At 71.2% G+C, this 18,612-nt stretch carries 11 protein-coding genes; 6 read left to right on the top strand and 5 right to left on the bottom strand.

Annotation, left to right across the window (positions count from 1 at the left end; genetic code table 11):
• Positions 1 to 363: 363 nt before the first annotated feature.
• Positions 364 to 1,887 carry an alpha-N-arabinofuranosidase gene (locus AB0I89_RS13490; RefSeq protein WP_357125116.1) on the top strand — a complete coding sequence of 508 codons (1,524 nt, stop codon included), beginning with the start codon at positions 364 to 366 and terminating at the stop codon, positions 1,885 to 1,887.
• Between the two features lie 242 nt (positions 1,888 to 2,129).
• On the opposite strand, the gene AB0I89_RS13485 is transcribed toward AB0I89_RS13490, so the two are convergent.
• Both AB0I89_RS13485 and AB0I89_RS13480 read right to left on the bottom strand, forming a co-directional pair.
• Positions 2,130 to 3,647, bottom strand: a complete 1,518-nt coding sequence (locus AB0I89_RS13485) for an aldehyde dehydrogenase family protein (RefSeq protein ID WP_357125113.1) — start codon at positions 3,645 to 3,647, stop codon at positions 2,130 to 2,132.
• On the bottom strand, positions 3,644 to 4,870 hold the full coding sequence (locus AB0I89_RS13480) for a fumarylacetoacetate hydrolase family protein (protein WP_357125110.1): 1,227 nt from the start codon (positions 4,868 to 4,870) through the stop codon (positions 3,644 to 3,646). Before AB0I89_RS13480 ends, AB0I89_RS13485 begins: the two co-directional genes overlap by 4 nt.
• Positions 4,871 to 4,989: 119 nt before the next feature.
• Between AB0I89_RS13480 and AB0I89_RS13475 the strand changes: the two genes are divergently transcribed.
• Complete coding sequence (locus tag AB0I89_RS13475) at positions 4,990 to 5,835, top strand: IclR family transcriptional regulator (protein ID WP_357125107.1); 846 nt, start codon at positions 4,990 to 4,992, stop codon at positions 5,833 to 5,835.
• Between the two features lie 45 nt (positions 5,836 to 5,880).
• Here the strand turns inward: AB0I89_RS13475 and AB0I89_RS13470 are convergent, their stop codons facing one another.
• The gene (locus AB0I89_RS13470) at positions 5,881 to 6,504 is read right to left on the bottom strand and encodes a TetR/AcrR family transcriptional regulator (RefSeq protein ID WP_357125104.1); all 624 of its coding nucleotides are present in this window, start codon (positions 6,502 to 6,504) and stop codon (positions 5,881 to 5,883) included.
• 89 nt (positions 6,505 to 6,593) lie between these two features.
• Here AB0I89_RS13470 and AB0I89_RS13465 point away from each other — a divergent pair, with 89 nt between their 5' ends.
• Complete coding sequence (locus AB0I89_RS13465; protein ID WP_357125101.1) at positions 6,594 to 7,157, top strand: ester cyclase; 564 nt, start codon at positions 6,594 to 6,596, stop codon at positions 7,155 to 7,157.
• A gap of 71 nt (positions 7,158 to 7,228) precedes the next feature.
• On the opposite strand, the gene AB0I89_RS13460 is transcribed toward AB0I89_RS13465, so the two are convergent.
• Together AB0I89_RS13460 and AB0I89_RS13455 are read right to left on the bottom strand one after the other, a co-directional pair.
• Positions 7,229 to 7,768 carry a MarR family transcriptional regulator gene (locus AB0I89_RS13460; RefSeq protein ID WP_357125098.1) on the bottom strand — a complete coding sequence of 180 codons (540 nt, stop codon included), beginning with the start codon at positions 7,766 to 7,768 and terminating at the stop codon, positions 7,229 to 7,231.
• A 7-nt stretch (positions 7,769 to 7,775) separates the two neighbouring features.
• Positions 7,776 to 9,023, bottom strand: coding sequence for an FAD-dependent monooxygenase (locus AB0I89_RS13455; RefSeq protein ID WP_357125094.1), 1,248 nt, complete (start codon positions 9,021 to 9,023; stop codon positions 7,776 to 7,778).
• 99 nt (positions 9,024 to 9,122) lie between these two features.
• On the opposite strand from AB0I89_RS13455, the gene AB0I89_RS13450 reads away from it, so the two are divergent.
• The 3 genes from AB0I89_RS13450 to AB0I89_RS13440 all read left to right on the top strand — a co-directional run bounded on the left by AB0I89_RS13450 (position 9,123) and on the right by AB0I89_RS13440 (position 18,524).
• Positions 9,123 to 12,077, top strand: coding sequence for an AAA family ATPase (locus tag AB0I89_RS13450; RefSeq protein WP_357125091.1), 2,955 nt, complete (start codon positions 9,123 to 9,125; stop codon positions 12,075 to 12,077).
• Positions 12,078 to 12,175: 98 nt separating this feature from the next.
• A complete protein-coding gene (locus AB0I89_RS13445) occupies positions 12,176 to 12,319 on the top strand; it encodes a hypothetical protein (protein ID WP_355236120.1) in 144 nt (47 codons plus the stop codon).
• Positions 12,320 to 12,332: 13 nt separating this feature from the next.
• Positions 12,333 to 18,524: a S8 family serine peptidase gene (locus tag AB0I89_RS13440; protein WP_357125088.1), complete on the top strand. Its 6,192-nt coding sequence runs from the start codon at positions 12,333 to 12,335 to the stop codon at positions 18,522 to 18,524.
• Positions 18,525 to 18,612 lie beyond the last annotated feature (88 nt).

Here is an 18,612-nt window from a genome sequence, read left to right as displayed (position 1 = left end):
GGGATTGTGCAAGGTGGACTTCCCGGGGTGCAAAGCCGCGCCATTTCGCGCACGGGACCTACCCGTTGACAACGGGACGGCACGCTCTGTCAGGCGCCATTCCGGAACGCGGTGTTCCCTCCGGGGAGCATGATCGGTAACGTTTACATCGATCGCGAACGTAATCGATGATCATGGCGATGTCCAGAGCTCGCACCGACCCACCACCCCGGGTCCCCGGCGCCGCGACACGGATCCCGACGTCGGAGGCCTCCTCCGAGAGGAGCCCGCCCTGAACACCCACCTCGACGCAGCGCCGCACCCACTCCCCCACCGCGCCGCCTCGCCCGTCCAGCCCCGTCCGGGCCAGCCGGGACGGCTGTCGTGAACACCGCACGCCTGCTCCTGGACCCGCGGCGACGTGTCGCACCGGTGCCGCGCCGGATCTTCGGCTCGTTCGTGGAGCACCTGGGCCGCTGTGTCTACGGCGGAATCTACGAGCCCGACCACCCCAGCGCCGACGCGGACGGCTTCCGGGGCGACGTCCTCGCGCTCGTCCGCGAGCTGGGCGTCACGACGGTCCGCTACCCGGGCGGCAACTTCGTCTCCTCCTACCGCTGGGAGGACGGCGTCGGCCCGGTCGAGAAACGACCGGCCCGGCTCGACCTCGCCTGGCACAGCCTGGAGACCAACGCCTTCGGGCTGGACGAGTTCATGCGCTGGGTCGGCAAGGCGGGCGTCGATCCCATCATGGCGGTGAACCTCGGCACCCGGGGCACCGCCGAGGCTGTCGACCTGCTGGAATACGCCAACCACCGGGCGGGGAGCCACCTCGCCGACCAGCGCCGCGACAACGGCGCCGCAGACCCGTACGGGATCCGGCTGTGGTGCCTGGGCAACGAGATGGACGGCCCGTGGCAGGTGGGCCAGCGAAGCGCGACCGAGTACGGGCGACTCGCGGCGCAGACCGCGAAGGCGATGCGCCGCTTCGATCCCGACCTCGAACTGGTCGCCTGCGGCTCGTCCCATCTCGGCATGCCGACCTTCGGGAGCTGGGAGCGCGACGTGCTGACCGAGGCGTACGACGACGTCGACCTGATCTCGCTGCACGCCTACTACCAGCCGGTCGACGATGACCTGCCCAGCTTCCTCGCCTCGGCCGAGGACATGGACAGGTACATCGACGCCGTCACGGCCATCGCGGACTCGGTGGGCGCGATCCGCCGATCCACCAGGAAGATCATGATCGCGTTCGACGAGTGGAACGTGTGGTACCAGTCCGCCGCGCCGTCCACCCCGCCCAGCGGCGAGGACTGGCCGGTCGCGCCGCCGCTGCTGGAGGACCACTACAGCGTGGCCGACGCCGTCGTCGTCGGTGGCCTGCTCATCAGCCTGCTGCGGCACAGCGACCGGGTGACCGCGGCGTGCCAGGCCCAACTGGTCAACGTCATCGCGCCGATCATGACCGAACCGGGAGGCTCGGCCTGGCGGCAGACCATCTTCCACCCGTTCGCCCGCACGGCCCGGCACGCCCGGGGGGTCGTGCTGGACGTACTGCGCGACGGCAGCACCACGACCACCGACCGCTACGGCGTCATCGACGCGGTCGACGCGGTCTCCACCTGGGACGACACCGCCGCCGAGATGACCGTGTTCCTCGTCAACCGGGTCGTCGACACCCCCGCCGAGGTGACCGTCGACCTCGCCGGCGCCCAGGTGGGCGAGATCATCGAATGCGTCACCGTGGGCGGCGCCGACCTCGATGCCAAGAACACGGCCGACGGCCCGGACCACGCCGAGCCGCGCCCCAACGACACGGTCCAGGCGAGCGACCTCGGCGTCCGCCTGACTCTCGCGCCCGCGTCGTGGACCATGCTGCGGCTGCACGTCACCGACGTGACCCCGTAGCACACCCCGGCCGCGCAGCCCCGGCTTTCACCAGGGGGTGCGCGGCCGGGGATTCCCCACCACAGGGAGTACGGAGAATCGCGTCGACGGTCCGGCCAGGACCGACACAATTGCGGCCGAGGAAAACGCGGTGAGCGCCTGTCGAATTGGCGTGCGGAATCTCGGTCCGCTCTATTTCGCGACGGAATCCACGCGTCAGCGGCGGGTGTCGTCAGAATGCACCCGAGAGACCGTCGACGCAATTATTCGACCGCTGGCGTCAACCTCCCGTCGATCCGCCGCACAATCGCGGTGTACTCGTCGCGCAACTCCTCGGGAAGCACCCAGGCCGGCGCGTCCTGCCATGCCAGCGGCCGGAGGAACCGTCGGATCGACGTCGCGCCCACCGACGTGTGCACGGCGTTCGTCGACGGCCAGGGCCCACCGTGGTGCTGGGCCCAGGACACCCGGACACCGGTGGGATAGCCATCGAAGACGATGCGACCCGCGCGGGCGGAGAGCACGTCGACCAACCCACGGACCACGTCGGCGTCGTCCTGCGGGCCACGGTGGACGGAGCCGGTCAGCGACGGCGGGACGGCGTGCAGCGCGGCGTCGAGGTCGGCGGTGTCGTCGTACCGGATGACGATCATGAGCGGCCCGAAACACTCGTCGGCGATCTCGGCGGTCAGCCCCGGCAGGTCGACCTCCAGAAGCCTCGGCGCGACGGCGAAGCCCGCGCCGTTCTCGACCCGCGGCTGCGCCGAGACGCGGACGCCGGCCCGCTCGAACTCGGCCGCCCGGATCTCGTACGCGTCCCGGATGCGCTCGTTGAGCAGGATCGCGCCGCCGGAGCCGGCGACCCTCTCGCGCAGACCGTCGACGAGCTGGTCACCGCCCCGACCGGCCGGCACGAGCGCCAGGCCCGGCTTGGTGCAGAGCTGGCCGCCGGAGGCGGTGAAGGAGGCGAACAGTCCCTCGGCGATCCCCTCGGCCCGGTCGGCGGCCGCGCCCGGCAGCACGACGATCGGGTTCACGCTGCTCAGTTCGGCGTACAGGGGAATGGGATCGGGTCGCTCGTCGATGGCCGCCTGGATGGCACGGGCGGCGTTGACCGAGCCCGTGAGGGCGGCCGCACGGATCGCGGGGTGCCGCACCAGCCAACGACCGGCCCGCTCCCCGTACACGACGCCGATGACGCCATCGGGCCCGCCGAGGTCGCGGACGGCCGCCTCGATCGCGGCGGCGGACGCGTGCGAGGTCAGCGGATGCGACGGATGGGCCTTCAGGACCGTGGGGCAGCCGGCGGCGAGCGCGGCGGCCGTGTCCCCGCCCGCGACCGAGAAGGCGAACGGGAAGTTGCTGGCGCCGAAGACGGCGACCGGCCCGAGGGGTACGAGCATCCGCCGCACGTCCGGACCGGGTCCGAGTGGGGTGTCGGCGGCGTGGTCGATGGCGGCCTCGACGTACGCGCCGTCGCGGAGCACGTCGCCGAACATCCGGAACTGGACCGCGGCCCGGGTGAGCTCGGAGTCCAGCCGCGCGTGGGCCAGCCCGGTCTCCGCCTCGGCGGCCGCGACCAGGTCCTTCCGACGGGATTCCAGGGACGCGGCGACGGCGTCCAGCAGCTCCGCCCGGCCGTGCCTTCCCAGGTCGGCCAACCAGCGTGTCGCCCGGGACGCCTGGCCGGCGACCACGTCCACCCCTGACTCGTCGGTCTCGGTGAGATCCGTCGCGCGGCGCTGGCCGTCGCGCGGATCGACCGTGCTGACCACGTTCACAGCAGTCCCCTCCTTGCCAGATTGCCCATGAGGTCGCGGATGCCGAAGTGCCAGGGCTCGCACTCCTGGGCGTGCCGCACCCGGTTGACCAGGGTGCCGAGCGCCGGGCAGCTGATCCGTACCACGTCGTCGACCTGGTGGGTGAAGCCCTCACCGGGGCTACCCCGGTCCTGGATGGGCGCGAACATGGTGCCGAGCATCAGGGCCGCGCCGTCGGGATAGTGGTGGTGCGGGCCGATGAGCTGCCGCACCAGGTCCTCCGGGTCGCGCGACATCCGCGTCATCTCCGATACCGCCTCGAGCCGGAAGTCGTCCGCGCCGTGGACTTCCAGGCGGACCTCGAGTTCGCGCACCCGTTCCAGGCCGAACCGGTCGTCGAAGAGCCGGATCAGGGGGCCCAGGGCGCAGGAGGCGTTGTTGTCCTTCGCCAGGGGAAGCAGCAGCGCCGAGCGGCCCTCGATGTCGCGCAGGTTCACGTCGTTGCCCAGGGTGGCGCCGACGATCCGGCCGCTGGACTGGACGATGAGCGTGATCTCGGGTTCCGGGTTGTTCCAGGTCGACGCGGCGAGCACGCCCACGTCGACGGCGGTGCCGACGGCGGAGAGGATCTGCCCCTTGGTGAAGATCTCGGCGTCCGGACCGATCCCCACCTCCAGGTACTGGCTCCACATGCCCTCGGCGACCAGCAGGCTCTTGAGTCGATCGGCCTCGGCCGAGCCCGGTTCCAGGTGGTGCAGGTCGACGCCGATGTCGGCGAACATCCGTTGCCGGATGTCCGCCGCGAGCGCCAGGTCGCCGCGGGCCCGCTCCTCGATGACGCGCTCGATCATCGAGATGGGAAAGGTCACGCCGGCGGCCTTGAGCGCGTGCAGGTCGACCGGGGTCAGCAGCCAGGGCCGGTCGCGGTCGCGGGTCGTGACCGCCGTGTTGGCCAGGATCTCCCCGAAGTCCCCCACCCGCGCCCCGTCGAGCCCGACCACGGTCGCGGCGGGGTCGGGCAGCTCGCAGATGTCCCGGACGGTCGCAAACCGGTGGCTCAGGTCGAGGACCTCACCGTCGCGGACGACCACGGGTGTGGGGCCGCTGACGGACGGATCCCAGATCCGGCCGATCAGGACGCTGCCCGCGTCGTCCGGCAACGCCTCGGCGGCGGTGCCGACCCAGTCCTCGCGTCGGGGTTCGTCGGCGGTCCCGGAACGCGAGGGCCTGTCGGTCGTCGTCAATTCGTCGCCCCGGCGAAGCCGATCCGAGCGCACCACTTACCCATCGTCGCTCCACCGTTACAAGTCGGAGTCAAGCTCATAAATTGCAACGATCGTAGCGACATGTGCAACGTTGTCAAGTGGCGGTTGCGCATCGCGTCATCTACATTGCACATGATGCAACGGAAGCGGCGACGCCGCGCCGTGCGAGGGGAGACACAGCCTTGGCGCAATCGATCCGCCGCGCGATCGACCTCATCCGTCGATCGGCCGAACGTCCGCTGTCCCTGACGGAGGCCGCGGACGTGCTCGGCGTGCACAAGTCGACCGCCCTACGGATTCTGCACACCCTGGAGTCCGCGCGCTTCGTGCGCCGTACCGGCGCGGGCGCCTACGTGCTCGGCAGCGGGCTGATCGAGCTGGCGGACCTCGCGCTCGGCTCGATGGACCTGCGCCAGCCGGCCGCCGCGCACCTGCGTGCGCTACAACGCGAGACCGGCCACACCGTGCACCTCGCGCAGCAGACCGGCGACGAGATCATCTATATCGACAAGGTGGACAGCCCGGCGTTCGACGCCGTCAAGCTCCCCTCCCGGGTCGGGCGCGCGGTGTCGATCTACGCGAGCGCCGTCGGCAAGACCATCCTGGCGTACCTGCCCCCTGAGGATCGCGAGCGGCTGCTCTCGCATGTCGTCTTCGAGAGGTTCACCGACACCACCTTCGCCGACCGCGGCGCGCTCGACGCCGAACTCGCCGCCATCCAGGAACGCGGCTGGGCCGTGGACAACGGTGAGCACGACACCTACGTGATGTGCGTGGCCGCACCGATCAGGGATTCCCGAGGGCAGGTCATCGCCGCCGTCTCGATCACCGCGATCGAGGTCATCGCGAGCCTCGACGAGCTGCGGAGCAATCTGCCGCTACTGCTGGAGACCGCCGACCAGATCTCGTACGAGATCGGCTACCCGCGGCCCTCCGCGACCTGACCGCGCCCCCGCCGTCCGGTGTCGCCACTGCGGAGGCGGCCCACCTCAGGGTAGGTCGCTGAGCGTGGACCGGACCTCGGCGGCGAAGAGGCCCGCCGGGTCGAACGGCATGCCGGTGAAGTGCCCGGCGACCTCCAAGCTGATCACCCCGTGCACGCGGGTCCAGAAGGTCAGCGACCGGCGCATCGACTGATCTTCACCCGCGTGCGCGAAGGCATCTCGCACCGGGGCGAAGATGCGGCGGGCGAGTTCGGTGGCCTCGGCCGGAGCGGCGTAGCCCGGCACCGGTGTCCCGTACAGCAGTAGGTAGCGGTGCGGATCGCTTCGGGCCCAGTCACGGATCACCGTGGCGATCGCGGTCAGCCGGTCGCGTGGGGTCGCGCCGGCGCCGGCCGCGGCCTCGACCACGTGTGCCAGGTCGCGGTAGGCGGCAAGGATCAACTCGGTGAGCAGGTCGTCGCGACTGGCGAAGTACCGGTAGAGAGCCGGTGCGGTCATCCCCATCTGCTTGGCGATGGCCTTGAGCGACAGCCCCGCCGCGCCGGCCTCGGCGAGTTGCTTCCACGCGTGTGCGCGTACCTCGGCCTGCACCTGCCGCCGATAGCGCTCGCGCGGCCCGACAAGCGACTCCGCCGACTGCTCACCGGCCGTACGGGTCTGGTCCGCCATGCCATACCTCCCCTTCGCGTTGACATCAGGTTACTGCAGTTATATGGTGTAACGGAAGCGAACGACTGTTACCCACCTGAGGAGTCACCGTGAAGCATCTCCCCGCAGCCACCATCGCCACCCTCCTGATCGGCGGCTCGGCGCTCGCCAGCGGCGCCGTACCCGCTCTGGCCGGCGGCACGGCCTTCGCCCACCAGCAGCCCGACGAGCACGGCACCGCCGGTCAGGCGCGGCAGGTGACCCGCGCCTGGGTTCAGCTCTGGAACGGCGACTACACACAGGCCGAGCGCATCATCTCCCCGGACGTCCGGGTGAGGGCCGCGCTGCTCGACGGCGGCGACGGCAGCGCCGTCAAGGGTCCGCACGGCATGGCCGACCTGGTCGGCCAGATCCGGTCCGCCTTCCCCGACCTGCGCTTCACCGTCGAGGTCGGCCCGATCATCGACGGTGACCACGTGGTCGTGCGATGGGTCGCCAACGGCACGTACGGCGGAGGCTTCCCCGGCGCGACCGCCGCGCCCGGCACCCGGGTCCGCTTCACCGGCACGGACACGCTGCGCATCAGGCGTGGCCTCATCACCGACTACTGGCTCAACGCCGACACTCTGCTGCTCGTCACGCAACTCAAGGTCACGGCGGCTCCCGAGCGGTAGGTCACCGGTCCGCATCCGTGCGGGCGGGACACCGACGGTGCGCGCTGCGATCGACCGCAGCGCGCACCCGGCTACCCGCGGCCGTCCGCGGACCCGGAGAGCGACGGCCGTTCACCGGCCTGACCGCGTGCCCGCTGCGCGGTGTCGCCACCACGGAGGCGGTCCAACTCGGCGAGGTACATCGCCTGCATGCGGTCGTAGTGCCGGACCAGCAGCGCGACCTCCTCGACGCTGTAGCCCTCGACGAGTCGTTCGGCCCCCTCGGCGAACCGCTGGTACGGCCGCGTCAACTCGGCCATCCGCTCCGGGCGCAGGGTGACGATCACCCGCCGCCGGTCCGCCGGGTCACGCTCGGCCGTCACGTAACCCGCCTGCTGAAGGCGGCGCAACATGCTGGTCACCGCTCCGGTGGTGAGGTTGGTCCGCTCGGCGACCTGCCCCGCGGTAGCGGACCCGACGTCCGCCAGGTAGTCCAGGCACTCCAGGTCACTCACGGTCAGGCCCAGCCGGTCCGCGATGGCGTACCGGAACACCATGGAGAGCCGGGACATCTCCCGCCCGGCGCGCATGAGGTCGGCGATCGCGGACGCGCGGGCCGGCACCTGGGACATGCCGCAATCATGCCTCCGGCACGGTCACCCGGTGCAGCCGAGGTAACAGGCGGGTCAGCACCCAGTGTGGTGCGGTCGCGCCCCCGGTGAGACGGCGCATCAGCCGGCCGGCGGTGTCGACGGCGCGGAAGGCGTAGGGCACCATCTCGTCCTGGTAGGCGGCGATCGCCTCCTCCACCGCCCGACCGGTCGCCCGGGCCTCGAGCAGCCGGCGGCCGAGCAGGGCCGCGTCGCGGAGCGCGGTGTTACCACCGTGGGCGCCGAACGGTGGCATGACGTGTACGGCGTCGCCCATCATCGTCGCCCGGGGCACCGCCCACCGCTGCGGGCGTCGGCCGGTGGCGAAGAGGTTGAGCACAGTGGCGTCCAACTCGGCCGTGGCGACCACCCGTCGGATGAGCGGGTGGAAGCCCGTGCTCATCCCGGCGGCCAGTCGCCAGAGCGCCAGCAGGTCGCCGCGGACGCCGATGGGCACCTCCTCCTGCGGTAGCAGCAGTCCCCACATCACGTAGTCGTCGCCGGTGGGCGCGTAGCTGCCCGGGGCCAGCCGCGCGAACGCCTCCCGTGGCCTCTCGCCGAACCGCATGGAGGTGAAGAAGAAGGCGAGGCCGGGTCGATCGGCGATGGCCAGGACGCCGCTGTCGCGCAGCGCGTCCGGGATCATGCTCTCCCCGTTGCGGCGCAGGGGCGACCGGCCGTAGATGCCCGCCATCGGCGCGCTCGCCGGGGCCGCGTCGGGCATGAGCTGCGCCCGCAGCGCCGAGCCCACGCCGTCCGCGCCCACGACGACGGTCGCCGCGACGGCCCCACCGTCGGAGAACCGCAGTCGCAGCCCGGCCGGGCCGCCGCTGTCCACCGCGACGGCCTCCTTGCCGTAGTGGATCCGCCCGTCGAGCCCGGTCTGCAGGATCGAGCGCAGCGTCAACCGATCGACCTGGCGGGTCGCGTACGGCTCGTCCTTGAAGGCGATGGTGAACGCGTCCCGGAGTCGGCTGTCGGTGAAGCGGAGGTGTCCGCCGGGCTCGTCGCCGGTGGCCAGCGCCAGGTTGTACAGCGGACGGGGCAGGCTCTCGCGCAACGCCGCCAACCCGTACCGGTCGAGGATGATCCGGTAGCCCTGCCGCCGGACGAAGGGGCCGGGGTCCCGCTCGTAGACGTGCGCGTCGATGCCGGCTCGCGTCAGGTACTGGGCGAGGCAGAGACCGGAGAGGCCGCCGCCGGCGATAGCCACCGAGAAGTCCGTCGATATGCCCATGCCGTTATCTTAATGACTAAGATGATTTCCGCAAGGTCGCCCGGGACCACCGGCGGCGATGGTCTTGTGTCCACGCGCCGAAAAGCGAGATCATCACGCATGCTCGACGCCTCAAACGAGGACGACGGGATCGCGCCAACCGTCGCCACCCCGCGCTTCGTGGGTCGTGACCGGGAGCTGGCGGCACTGCGGGGCGCCCTGGCCCGGCCACCGGCGATCGTGCTGGTGGAGGGCGAGGCGGGCATCGGCAAGAGCCGGCTGCTACGCGAGTGGCACTCCGCCCCGGCCCGGCGCACCGCCCTGGTGTCGGTGTGCCCACCGCTGCGCGAGTCGCTCACGTTGGGGCCGATCGTCGACGCGTTCCGGGGGATCGACAGTCCGGTGTCGCGGCTGCGGCTCACCGCGCTCGCGGGCGCGCTCCGGCCCCTGTTCCCCGAATGGTCCGCGAGCCTGCCGCCCGCGCTGCCGCCCCTGGACGACGCGAAGGCGGCCCGGCATCGACTGTTCCGCGCCCTGGAAGAGCTGCTGCGGGCGCTGCGGGTCGACGTCCTCGTCCTCGAGGACGCGCACTGGGCCGACGAGGTGACGCTGGAGTTCCTGCTGTTCGTCATCTCCCGACAGCACTCGGACGGTCCGAGCCTCGTCATCTCCTACCGGCCGGAGGAGGTCGACGACGGATCGCTGTTGCTGCGGCTGACGTCCCGGCTGCCCGCTGGCGTGACGCAGCTGAGGATCGCCCTCGCGCCCATGCGACCCGACGACACGGCGGCGCTGGTCTCCTCCATGCTGGACGGCAATCCGATCTCGCAGGAGTTCACGGCGTTCATGCACGAACGGACCGGCGGCGTCCCGCTGGCCCTGGAAGAGTCGGTCCGTCTCATGTGCGATCGGGCCGATCTCGTCTTCCGCGACGGCCAGTGGGTCCGACTGAAGCTGCGCGAGCTACAGGTGCCGCCGACGGTGCGCGACTCCACCCGGGAGCGGGTGAGCCGCCTGTCGCCCACGGCGCAGCAGGCGTTGCGCGCCGCGGCGACGTTGGCGGAACGGTCCTCGGCGGCGACGATCGCGATGACCGCGGGCCTGTCGCCGGCCGCGTGCCGGGCCGCCATCGCGGAGGCGGCCAACGCCGGTGTCCTGGACGGAGACGACCGCGGCAGGTGGCGCTTCCGGCATGTGCTGGCCGCCACCGCGGTCTACGAGTCGATTCCGCTGACCGACCGCAGACACGTTCATCTGCTGGCCGGGCGCGCCCTGGAGCACCTCCACCCGCCGCCCGTGGCGCGCCTCGCCCACCACTTCCGAGAGGCCGGCGAGACCCCGTCCTGGGCGCGGTACGCCGAACAGGGCGCCGAGTTGGCCATCGCCTCGGGCGACCACACCAAGGCGGTCGACCTGCTTGTCGACCTGCTGTCGTGGGCCGTGCTGCCGCCGGTGGACCGGGCGCGGGTCGCCCGTATCGCCGGAGTCGCCGCCCTGGGCCGCCGGGAAGAGGTCGACCAGGTCCACCACCGGGTGATCCGTACCCTGCGCTCGGTGCTGGAGACCCCCGGCCTCTCCGCCCGGCAGCAGGCCGAGATCCGCAACCCCCTGGGTCGGCTCCTCATCACCGGGGGTGAGGCGCAGGCGGCCCTGCGCGAGCTGGAGCAGGCGGTCGCCAACCTCGACCACGACCCGGTCGAGGCGGCTCGGGCGATGACCTACCTCGGCTGGGCCTACGCGGGACCGTGGCCGGCGTCCACCCATCGGCGATGGCTCGATCGCGCCGCCGATCTCACCGCCCAGATCGACTCCCCCGCCGAGAGGCTGAACCTGGCCGGGAACCGCGCCGCGGCGTTGCTCATGCTGGGCGAGGAGGAGGCGTGGGAGGTCGTCGCCGACCTGCCCCTCGGTGGCTCGACCTCGGCAGAGCGTCTCGACGTGGCCCGCATCCACACGAATGTCGGTACCGGCGCGCTGATCTGGGGCCGGTACGCCGACGCCGAGCAACACCTCGACGTGGCCATGAGTCTCGCCGAGGTCGAGCAGGCGTCCCGGTTGCAGCACAACGTCCGACTCGAACAGGCCAACCTGGCGTGGCTCACCGGTCGGTGGGACGGCCTGGCGGAGACGAGCGCGGCACTCGCCGAGGCCGACCGGGACCGGCCGGCGCACTACCTGGGCAGCGTTCGCCTCGCCGCCCGCCTGGCGGCCGCAGCCGGACGGCGGCGGGTCGCCGAGGAGCAGTTCCGACTCGTCCTCGAGGAGTCCGCCCGTCTCGGCGCGGCCGACGACACGATGGAGGCCGCCGCGGCGCTGGCCAGGTTGTGGCTGACGGACGGCAACAGCGGCCGAGCCCTGCGAATCACGAACGAGCCGATGGAGACCGTCCGGCGAAAGGGCGTCTGGGTCTGGGCGACCGACCTCGTCCCCGCCCGGATCGAGGCGCACCTCGCCGCCGGTGACCTGACGGCCGCGACCCGCCTGACCGACCAGTTCGCCAGGGGACTGCGCGGTCGTACGGCGCCCGCGCCACGCGCCGCGCTCACCGTGTGTCGTGCCCTGCTGCTCGCCGCGTCCGGGGAGCACGCCCGCGCGGCGACGGCGTACGACCGCGCGGCGCGCGCCTGGAGCGCGTTGCCGCGTCCGTACGACGCGCTGCGCGCCCGCGAGCGCCAAGCCGAAGCGATCATCGCGCAGGGCCGGACCGAGCAGGGCGGCGAGCTGCTGGCGGCACAGTACGAGCGGCTGTTCCGGCTCGGCGCCCGCGGCGACGCGGACCGTGTCGCACAGCGGCTTCGCGAACACGGCGCCGAGGTCCCGCGACTGTGGCGCGGCGGCCGACGCGGGTACGGGGACCAGCTCTCACCCCGCGAGCTCGACGTGGTCCAACTGGTCGTCGCGGGCAAGACGAACCGGGAGATCAGCCGGATCCTGGCCAAGTCGCCGGCCACGGTGGACCAGCAGCTACGCGCGGCGATGCGCAAGCTGAAGGTGAGCAGCCGGACCGCGCTCGCGGTCAAGGCGGTGGAGGCCGGTGTGTTCGCCGAGGACGAATCCCTCGACAACGCATCGTGAATTTTGACGTATCCGCCGGATAGCTAAGGCCACCCGGCTCACCGAGCATGAGTCCATGATCCATAGCCCATGGGCGATGAATGCCTGAGCGTCCCGTCGTGCCTGACGACTCCGCCCTCGAACACCAGCCGCCACCCGAGCGGCTCGGCGAATCGCGCGTCACCCCGCGCGACGCCTCCGACGTACGCGACGCCGACGGTGCCGTCGACCACGAGAGCCACGACCCCTACCAACCCCTGTAGGCGAAGGACCCCGATGAGATTCAAAGCCCTCGCGGCAACGCTGGCCGCAGCGGTCGGCCTGAGCATGCTCCAGCCGATACCGGCGTCCGCCGCCGAGCCGGATCCCGGCACGGCGGCCAGGAAGATCGCGCCGACCCTGAAGGACCGCTTCCGCACGCAGCCGGCCTCCGACTTCTGGATCACGTTCGACACGAAGCCCGACCTCGGGCCGGCGAAGAAGATCGCCGACTGGACGGCCCGTGGTCAGTTCGTCTACGACGCACTGGCCACGGCGTCGAAGAGCTCCCTGGCCTCCGTCTCCACCGAACTCGACCGGGCCGGGGTCAAGTACACCCCCTACCCGATCGCCAACGCCGTACTCGTCAAGGGCGGCACCGAGAAGCTCGCTCTCGACGTGGCCGCGCGGGTGCAGGTCGCCGAGATCCACGCCACGCCGCAGGTCGCCCTGGTACAGCCCGTGGAGCAGAAGCTCCCCGCTGACCAGGCGGCCCGACCCGCGGCCCCGAAGGCCGGCGCGGACGACACCGTCACGTGGGGTCTCGAGGCCATCCACGCCCCGCAGGCGTGGGCCATGGGCGCCACCGGCGCGGGTATCACCGTCTCCAACCTCGACTCGGGCGTCCAGTTCGACCACCCCGCCCTGTCGCGTCAGTACCGTGGCGCGAAGCCGGACGGCACCGTCGACCACAACTACAACTGGATGGCCACCCGGGGATCGTGCTCGGCCGCGCCGTGCGACGACAACGGACACGGCACGCACACCATGGGCACCATGGTCGGCGTCGACGGCACCGACCACGTCGGCGTCGCCCCGGACGCGCAGTGGATCGCGACGAACGGCTGCTGCGAGAGGACCGGTGTCGAGTCGCTGCTGCGCTCCGGCTGGTGGCTGCTCGCCCCGACCGACCTTGAGGGCAACAACCCCGACCCGTCCAAGCGCCCGCACGTCGTCAACAACTCGTGGGGCCAGGACGTCGAACACAACTTCGACGACTTCTTCCAGGCCATCGACGAGGCCTGGACCGCCGCAGGCATCTTCAGCACCTGGTCGTCGGGCAACACCGTGCCGTACGCGGCCTGTGACACGGTCTCCTCGCCGGGCTCGGCGGCGACCGCCTACTCCGTCGGCGCCTACTCGGAGGACGGCACGCTCGCGGCGTTCTCCCGCAAGGGCGCGGGTGAGGGCGGTCGGATCAAGCCCGAGATCTCCGCGCCGGGTGTCAACGTCCGCTCGTCCTATCCGAACAACAGCTACGTCGAGATGGCCGGTACGTCGATGGCGGCACCGCACGTCGCCGGCGCGGTCGCGGCGCTCTGGAGCTACGACCCGACCCTGATCGGGCAGGTCGACGAGACCCGTCGCCTGCTCGCCGAGTCGGCGACCGACGTCGACGACACCGAGTGCGGCGGCACCGCCGAGCTCAACAACAAGTACGGCGAGGGCCGGCTCGACCTCGTCCGCCTACTCAAGCTCGCGCCCCGCAAGGGTGGCACCCTCACCGGTGTCGTGACCGCCAACGGCGCCCCGGTCCCCGCCGCCGAGGTGACGATCAGCGGGCCGTTCAGCCGGTCGATCGGCACCGACAAGGACGGCCGCTTCACGACGAACCTGCCGGTCGGCGACTACCAGCTCACCACCAGGGTGTTCGGGTACCTGACCGCGACCGCCACCGTCGCTGTCACCCTCGGCCAGGACACCTCCGTCACGCTGCCGCTCACGGCCGCCGCGAAGCACGACATCGGCGGCCGGGTCGTGGACGACAGGAAGCGGCCCGTGCCGAACGCGGACGTCGCGATCCGGGACACGCCGCTGAAGCCGGTACGCACGGACGCCAACGGCGCGTTCACGATCACCGGTGTCCCCGAGGGCGCGTACAAGCTGGCCGTCACGCCCAACTCCTGCTTCTCGCCGAAGACGCTCCCGCTGACCGTGGGAGCACAGAACGAGTCGCCCGAGATCCCGGTCGGGCTCGTCGTCGACAAGGGCGGCTACAGCTGCGCCGTCACCGAGGGCGAGTACCTGCGCGGCACCGAGCAGGTCACCTTCGGCAGCGGTGTGTGGGCGACGGTGAAGCTGCCGTTCCCGATCGCGCTGTACAACGGCAGCCACGACACCCTCGGCGTCGGCCTGCGTGGCGTGATCGCCCCGGACGGCAGCACCGGTCCCGGCTACGGCGGCGCGGGCGCCTTCCCGTTCTACATGGAGAGCCCCGCCGAGTTCGCCCCCGGCGGCGGTGTCTTCACGGCCGCCACCAAGGTCAACGGTGAGGACGCGTTCGTCGTCGAGTACCGCAACACCAAAATCTGGGCCTACCCGACCCGGTCGGAGTACACCGAACCGGTCAACTTCTCGGCCACCTTCACCCGCTCGGGCACGATGATCTTCGGGTACGGCGACGGCGTCGGAACCGACGACCCGGTGACCGCCGGCGCGAACGCCGTCACCGGCATCCAGGGCTGGGCCGGCGTCGACGGCATCCGGTTCTCCGATCACGCCCCGGTGCTGCGCGACGGGATGATCGTCACCTACGACCTGCCGGACTTCGGGTACCTCGACGCGACCGTCGTGGACAAGAACGACGGGTTGCCGGTGGCCGGCGCCAAGGTCTCCTTCAGCACCAAGGACGGGCTCGTCGAGGCCGTCACGACCAACGGAACCGGTCTCGTGCACCGCCAGCTTCCGCTGGGCGACTACACCATGACGGTCGAGGCGCCGAACTACACGACCGGGTCGTACCCGTTCTCGCTCGACAAGCTCTACGCGCAGGCCAAGATCGACGCGCGTCTGACCACGGGTGTCGCCGGTCTGAAGGCCGACGGCCTCGAGACGCTGTTGGGTACCGACCAGAACGGCGTCGGCTCGCTGAGGCTGACCAACACCGGCTCCGCCCCGCTCACGTACGACCTGGGCGAGGCCGCGCGGCACCCCGAGCTCGACGCCACCGGCGCCACCGCGCGTACCGGCGTGGGCGCGGCAAGCACGATCGACCTCGCCGGCTGGAAGGCCGGTGCGAGCGGCATGAAGCCGTCAAACGTCGACGGCAAGCCCGCCACGCCGAGCCTCGCGGAGGCCCAGGCGGCAGCCAGGGTCGGCGCGACCTCCGGCGGAGACGTCATCACCCGGATCGCCATTCCCGGCACGATCGCCGAGAAGGAGCCCTCCGGCATCGGGTACGACGGCGACGTCTGGGTCCACGACTACAACGCGCGGACCAACACCGCCTACACGGTGACCGGCAAGAAGACGGCGAAGGTCTTCGACGCGTCGTGGAACCCCGCGTACCGGGCCTTCGACATGGCGCTCGACACCAAGACCGGTGACATGTGCCAGATGGAGGACAGCCCGGCCAGCTACATCCACTGCTTCAGCCGGGAGACCGGCAAGGAGACGCGGCAGATCAAGGGTGACTGGTCCACGCTCCAGCTCACCGGCCTCGCCTACAACCCGGCCCGGGACGTGTTCTACGTCGGTGGCCGGGCGAACGGCATGATCGGGACGGTCGCCGGCACCTCGCACGACAACCCGGGCGCGCTGCTGTCCTTCTGCACGCCGCCGCTGCCCGAGGTGATGGGCCTGGCCTACAACCAGGCGTCCGACACCATCTGGTACACCGACCTCACCTCGAACCGGCCCACCCGGCTGTTGCAGGTCGACCCCGACGACTGCTCGCTGGTGAACGCGTGGTGGTTCCCGGGCCAGAAGGTGGGCCAGGGCGGTGGCCTCGAGACCGACTCCACCGGCGCGCTGTGGGCGGCGGACCAGATCGCCGACGACGTCGTCCTCGTCGACGTCGAGGACGACCTGCTCACCGACCTGCCGTGGCTGTCGCTCTCCTCGACCGGCGGCACCCTCGCGCCGGGTCAGTCGACGACCGTCCAGGTCTCGATCTCGTCGAAGGACGCCAAGCCGGGTGTTCTCGGCGCGAACATCGTCGTGCGGTCCGACTCCGGACGCCAGTCCAAGACGTACGTGCCGGTGACGCTCACGACCACGAAGTACCAGGTCGGCGTCAACGCCGGCGGCGCGAAGCTCACCGACGGCACCGGCTACACCTGGTCCGCCGACCAGCCGGCGAGCAAGAAGTCGTGGGGCTACGAGGGCAAGACGAAGGTCACCTCCACGAAGGCCCCGATCGCCGGCACGACGGACGACCTCCTGTTCCAGTCGCAGCGCAGCACGCCGGAGAAGCAGTTGTTCTACCGCTTCCCGGACGCGCCCAAGGGCACCTACGCGATCGACTTCGGCTTCGCCGAGATCGAGAAGGCGCCGAAGGGCAAGCGGGTGTTCGACGTCCTCGTGGACGGGACGCTGACGAACTACGCGTACGACCCGGCCGCCGCCGTGGGACCGAACACCGCCGACTGGCGTACCGCGGTCGTGCAGCACGACGGCGGTCCGCTGACGGTGGAACTGCGGGGCTCGAAGGGCCTGAAGGCCCCGAGCATCGCCGCGCTGCGGGTGACGCTCGACCCGCGGGCGGACGCGGCGGAGCCGGATCCCCAGCCCGAACAGCCGGACCCCGGCCCGGTACCGGTGGCCCCCGCCGGTCGCTCGTACTCGATGAAGGTGACCGAGGGGCTCTACCGCCAGGGCACCCAGGAGTCCGGGTGGCTGGGCGACGACCTCTGTGGCCCGTTGTGGTTCAGCTCCGACTACCTGCAGCCGTTCTACGACACGGCCTGGGACGGCGTGTGCGTCACGACGAACGGCACGCTCGTCTTCGACCGCGCCGCCACGTCGGGCAGCAACACGGCGCTGCCGTCGCCGTACCCGATTGACGCGATCTACCCGTTCTGGGACGACCTCGTCGTCGACGACGAGGCGGGTATCTACTTCGGCACGACCGAGGTGGACGGAGTGGCGGCGCAGGTCATCGAATGGCGCAACGTCACCTTCTTCGCTGACCCGAGCGCCCGGGTGAGCTTCTCGGTCACCCTGATCGCCGACGGACGGATCCAGATCGGGTACGGCGAGGGCGTCGGCGGCGACAACCCCCTCACCAAGGGTTCGTCGGCGACGGTCGGCGTGGAGAGCCTGAACCGCAACCCCGCGGGCCAGTACTCCTTCAACCAGCCCGTCCTGAAGGCCGGCCTGGGCCTGGAGTACACGCTCCCGGCCGCGGGCACGATCGAGGGCACGGTCACCGACAGGAACGACGGCAAGCCGATCGAGGGCGCGATCGTCACGCTCAAGGGGCCGGCCGGTGAACGGGTCATCACCACCGACGTGAAGGGCCGGTGGAAGGCCCAGGCGCTGGTCGGCGGAAACACGGTGCAGGTGGAGGCGCCGAACTACGTCACCGCCAGCCACCCGGTGACCATCGCCAAGAAGGACCAGGCCGAGGTGGTCGACACGGCGCTGACCACGGGCATCGCCACCGTCGCCGCAACTGACCTCGACTGGCTCCTCGACAAGGGCCAGCAGGCGACGGCCGACGTGACCGTCACCAACACCGGTTCCGCGCCGCTTCAGGTGCGGGTCAGCGAGCAGAAGCGGACCGACGACGGTGGGCACGAGGCCGCCGACCTGCCGTGGCTGACCCTCACGGGCCCGGCCGCGACCGGCCCGGTCACGCTCGCGGCCGGCACGTCGACCACGGTCACGGTGACGGCCGACAACGCCGGCATCAAGCCCGGCGTACTCGTCGGGGACGTGCTCGTGGCGTCCAACGCCGGCAAGGGTGAGAGCCAGCTCAAGCCGGTCCGCCTGGCGACGTCGGCCTACTGGAAGGGCGTCGACGCGGGCGGGTCCGGGTACGTCGACGCCTCGGGCTTCTTCTGGGCGCCCGACCAGGCGCTCGGCTCGCGGCAGTGGGGCTACGTGGGCGGTAAGGCGCACACCACCAAGGCCGACATCGCCGGTACGACGGACGACGCGCTGTTCCGCACCCAGCGGACCGGCGACACGTTCAGCTACGTGTTCAAGAACGCCCCCGCCGGCACGTACCGGATCGGCCTCGACTTCGCGGAGCTCGAGAAGGTCAAGGCCGGCAAGCGCGCCTTCGACGTGCTCGCCGACGGCAAGGTCGTGCTGTACGACCACGACGTGCAGGCGAAGGTGGGCGCGCTGACCGTCGATGCGAACACGGTCACGGTCGAGCACCCCGGTGGCGATCTGACAATCCAGTTCACCCGGGAGAAGGGCGAGGGCGATCCGATCCTCAACGCCCTGAAGGTGCAGGAGGATCCGCGCCTGAAGAGATAGCCGCGCACTGGTCAGAGCCTCCCCGGCGACGTCGCCGGGGAGGCTCTGCCGTTTCCGCACGCGCTGCGGCGATCCCTACGCCCTTGAC

It is taken from the genome of Micromonospora sp. NPDC049801 (genome assembly GCF_040656575.1).
Taxonomy (GTDB): domain Bacteria; phylum Actinomycetota; class Actinomycetes; order Mycobacteriales; family Micromonosporaceae; genus Micromonospora.
The sequence above is the reverse complement of the archived record's forward strand: the minus strand, read 5'-3'. Positions and strand labels throughout refer to the sequence as shown.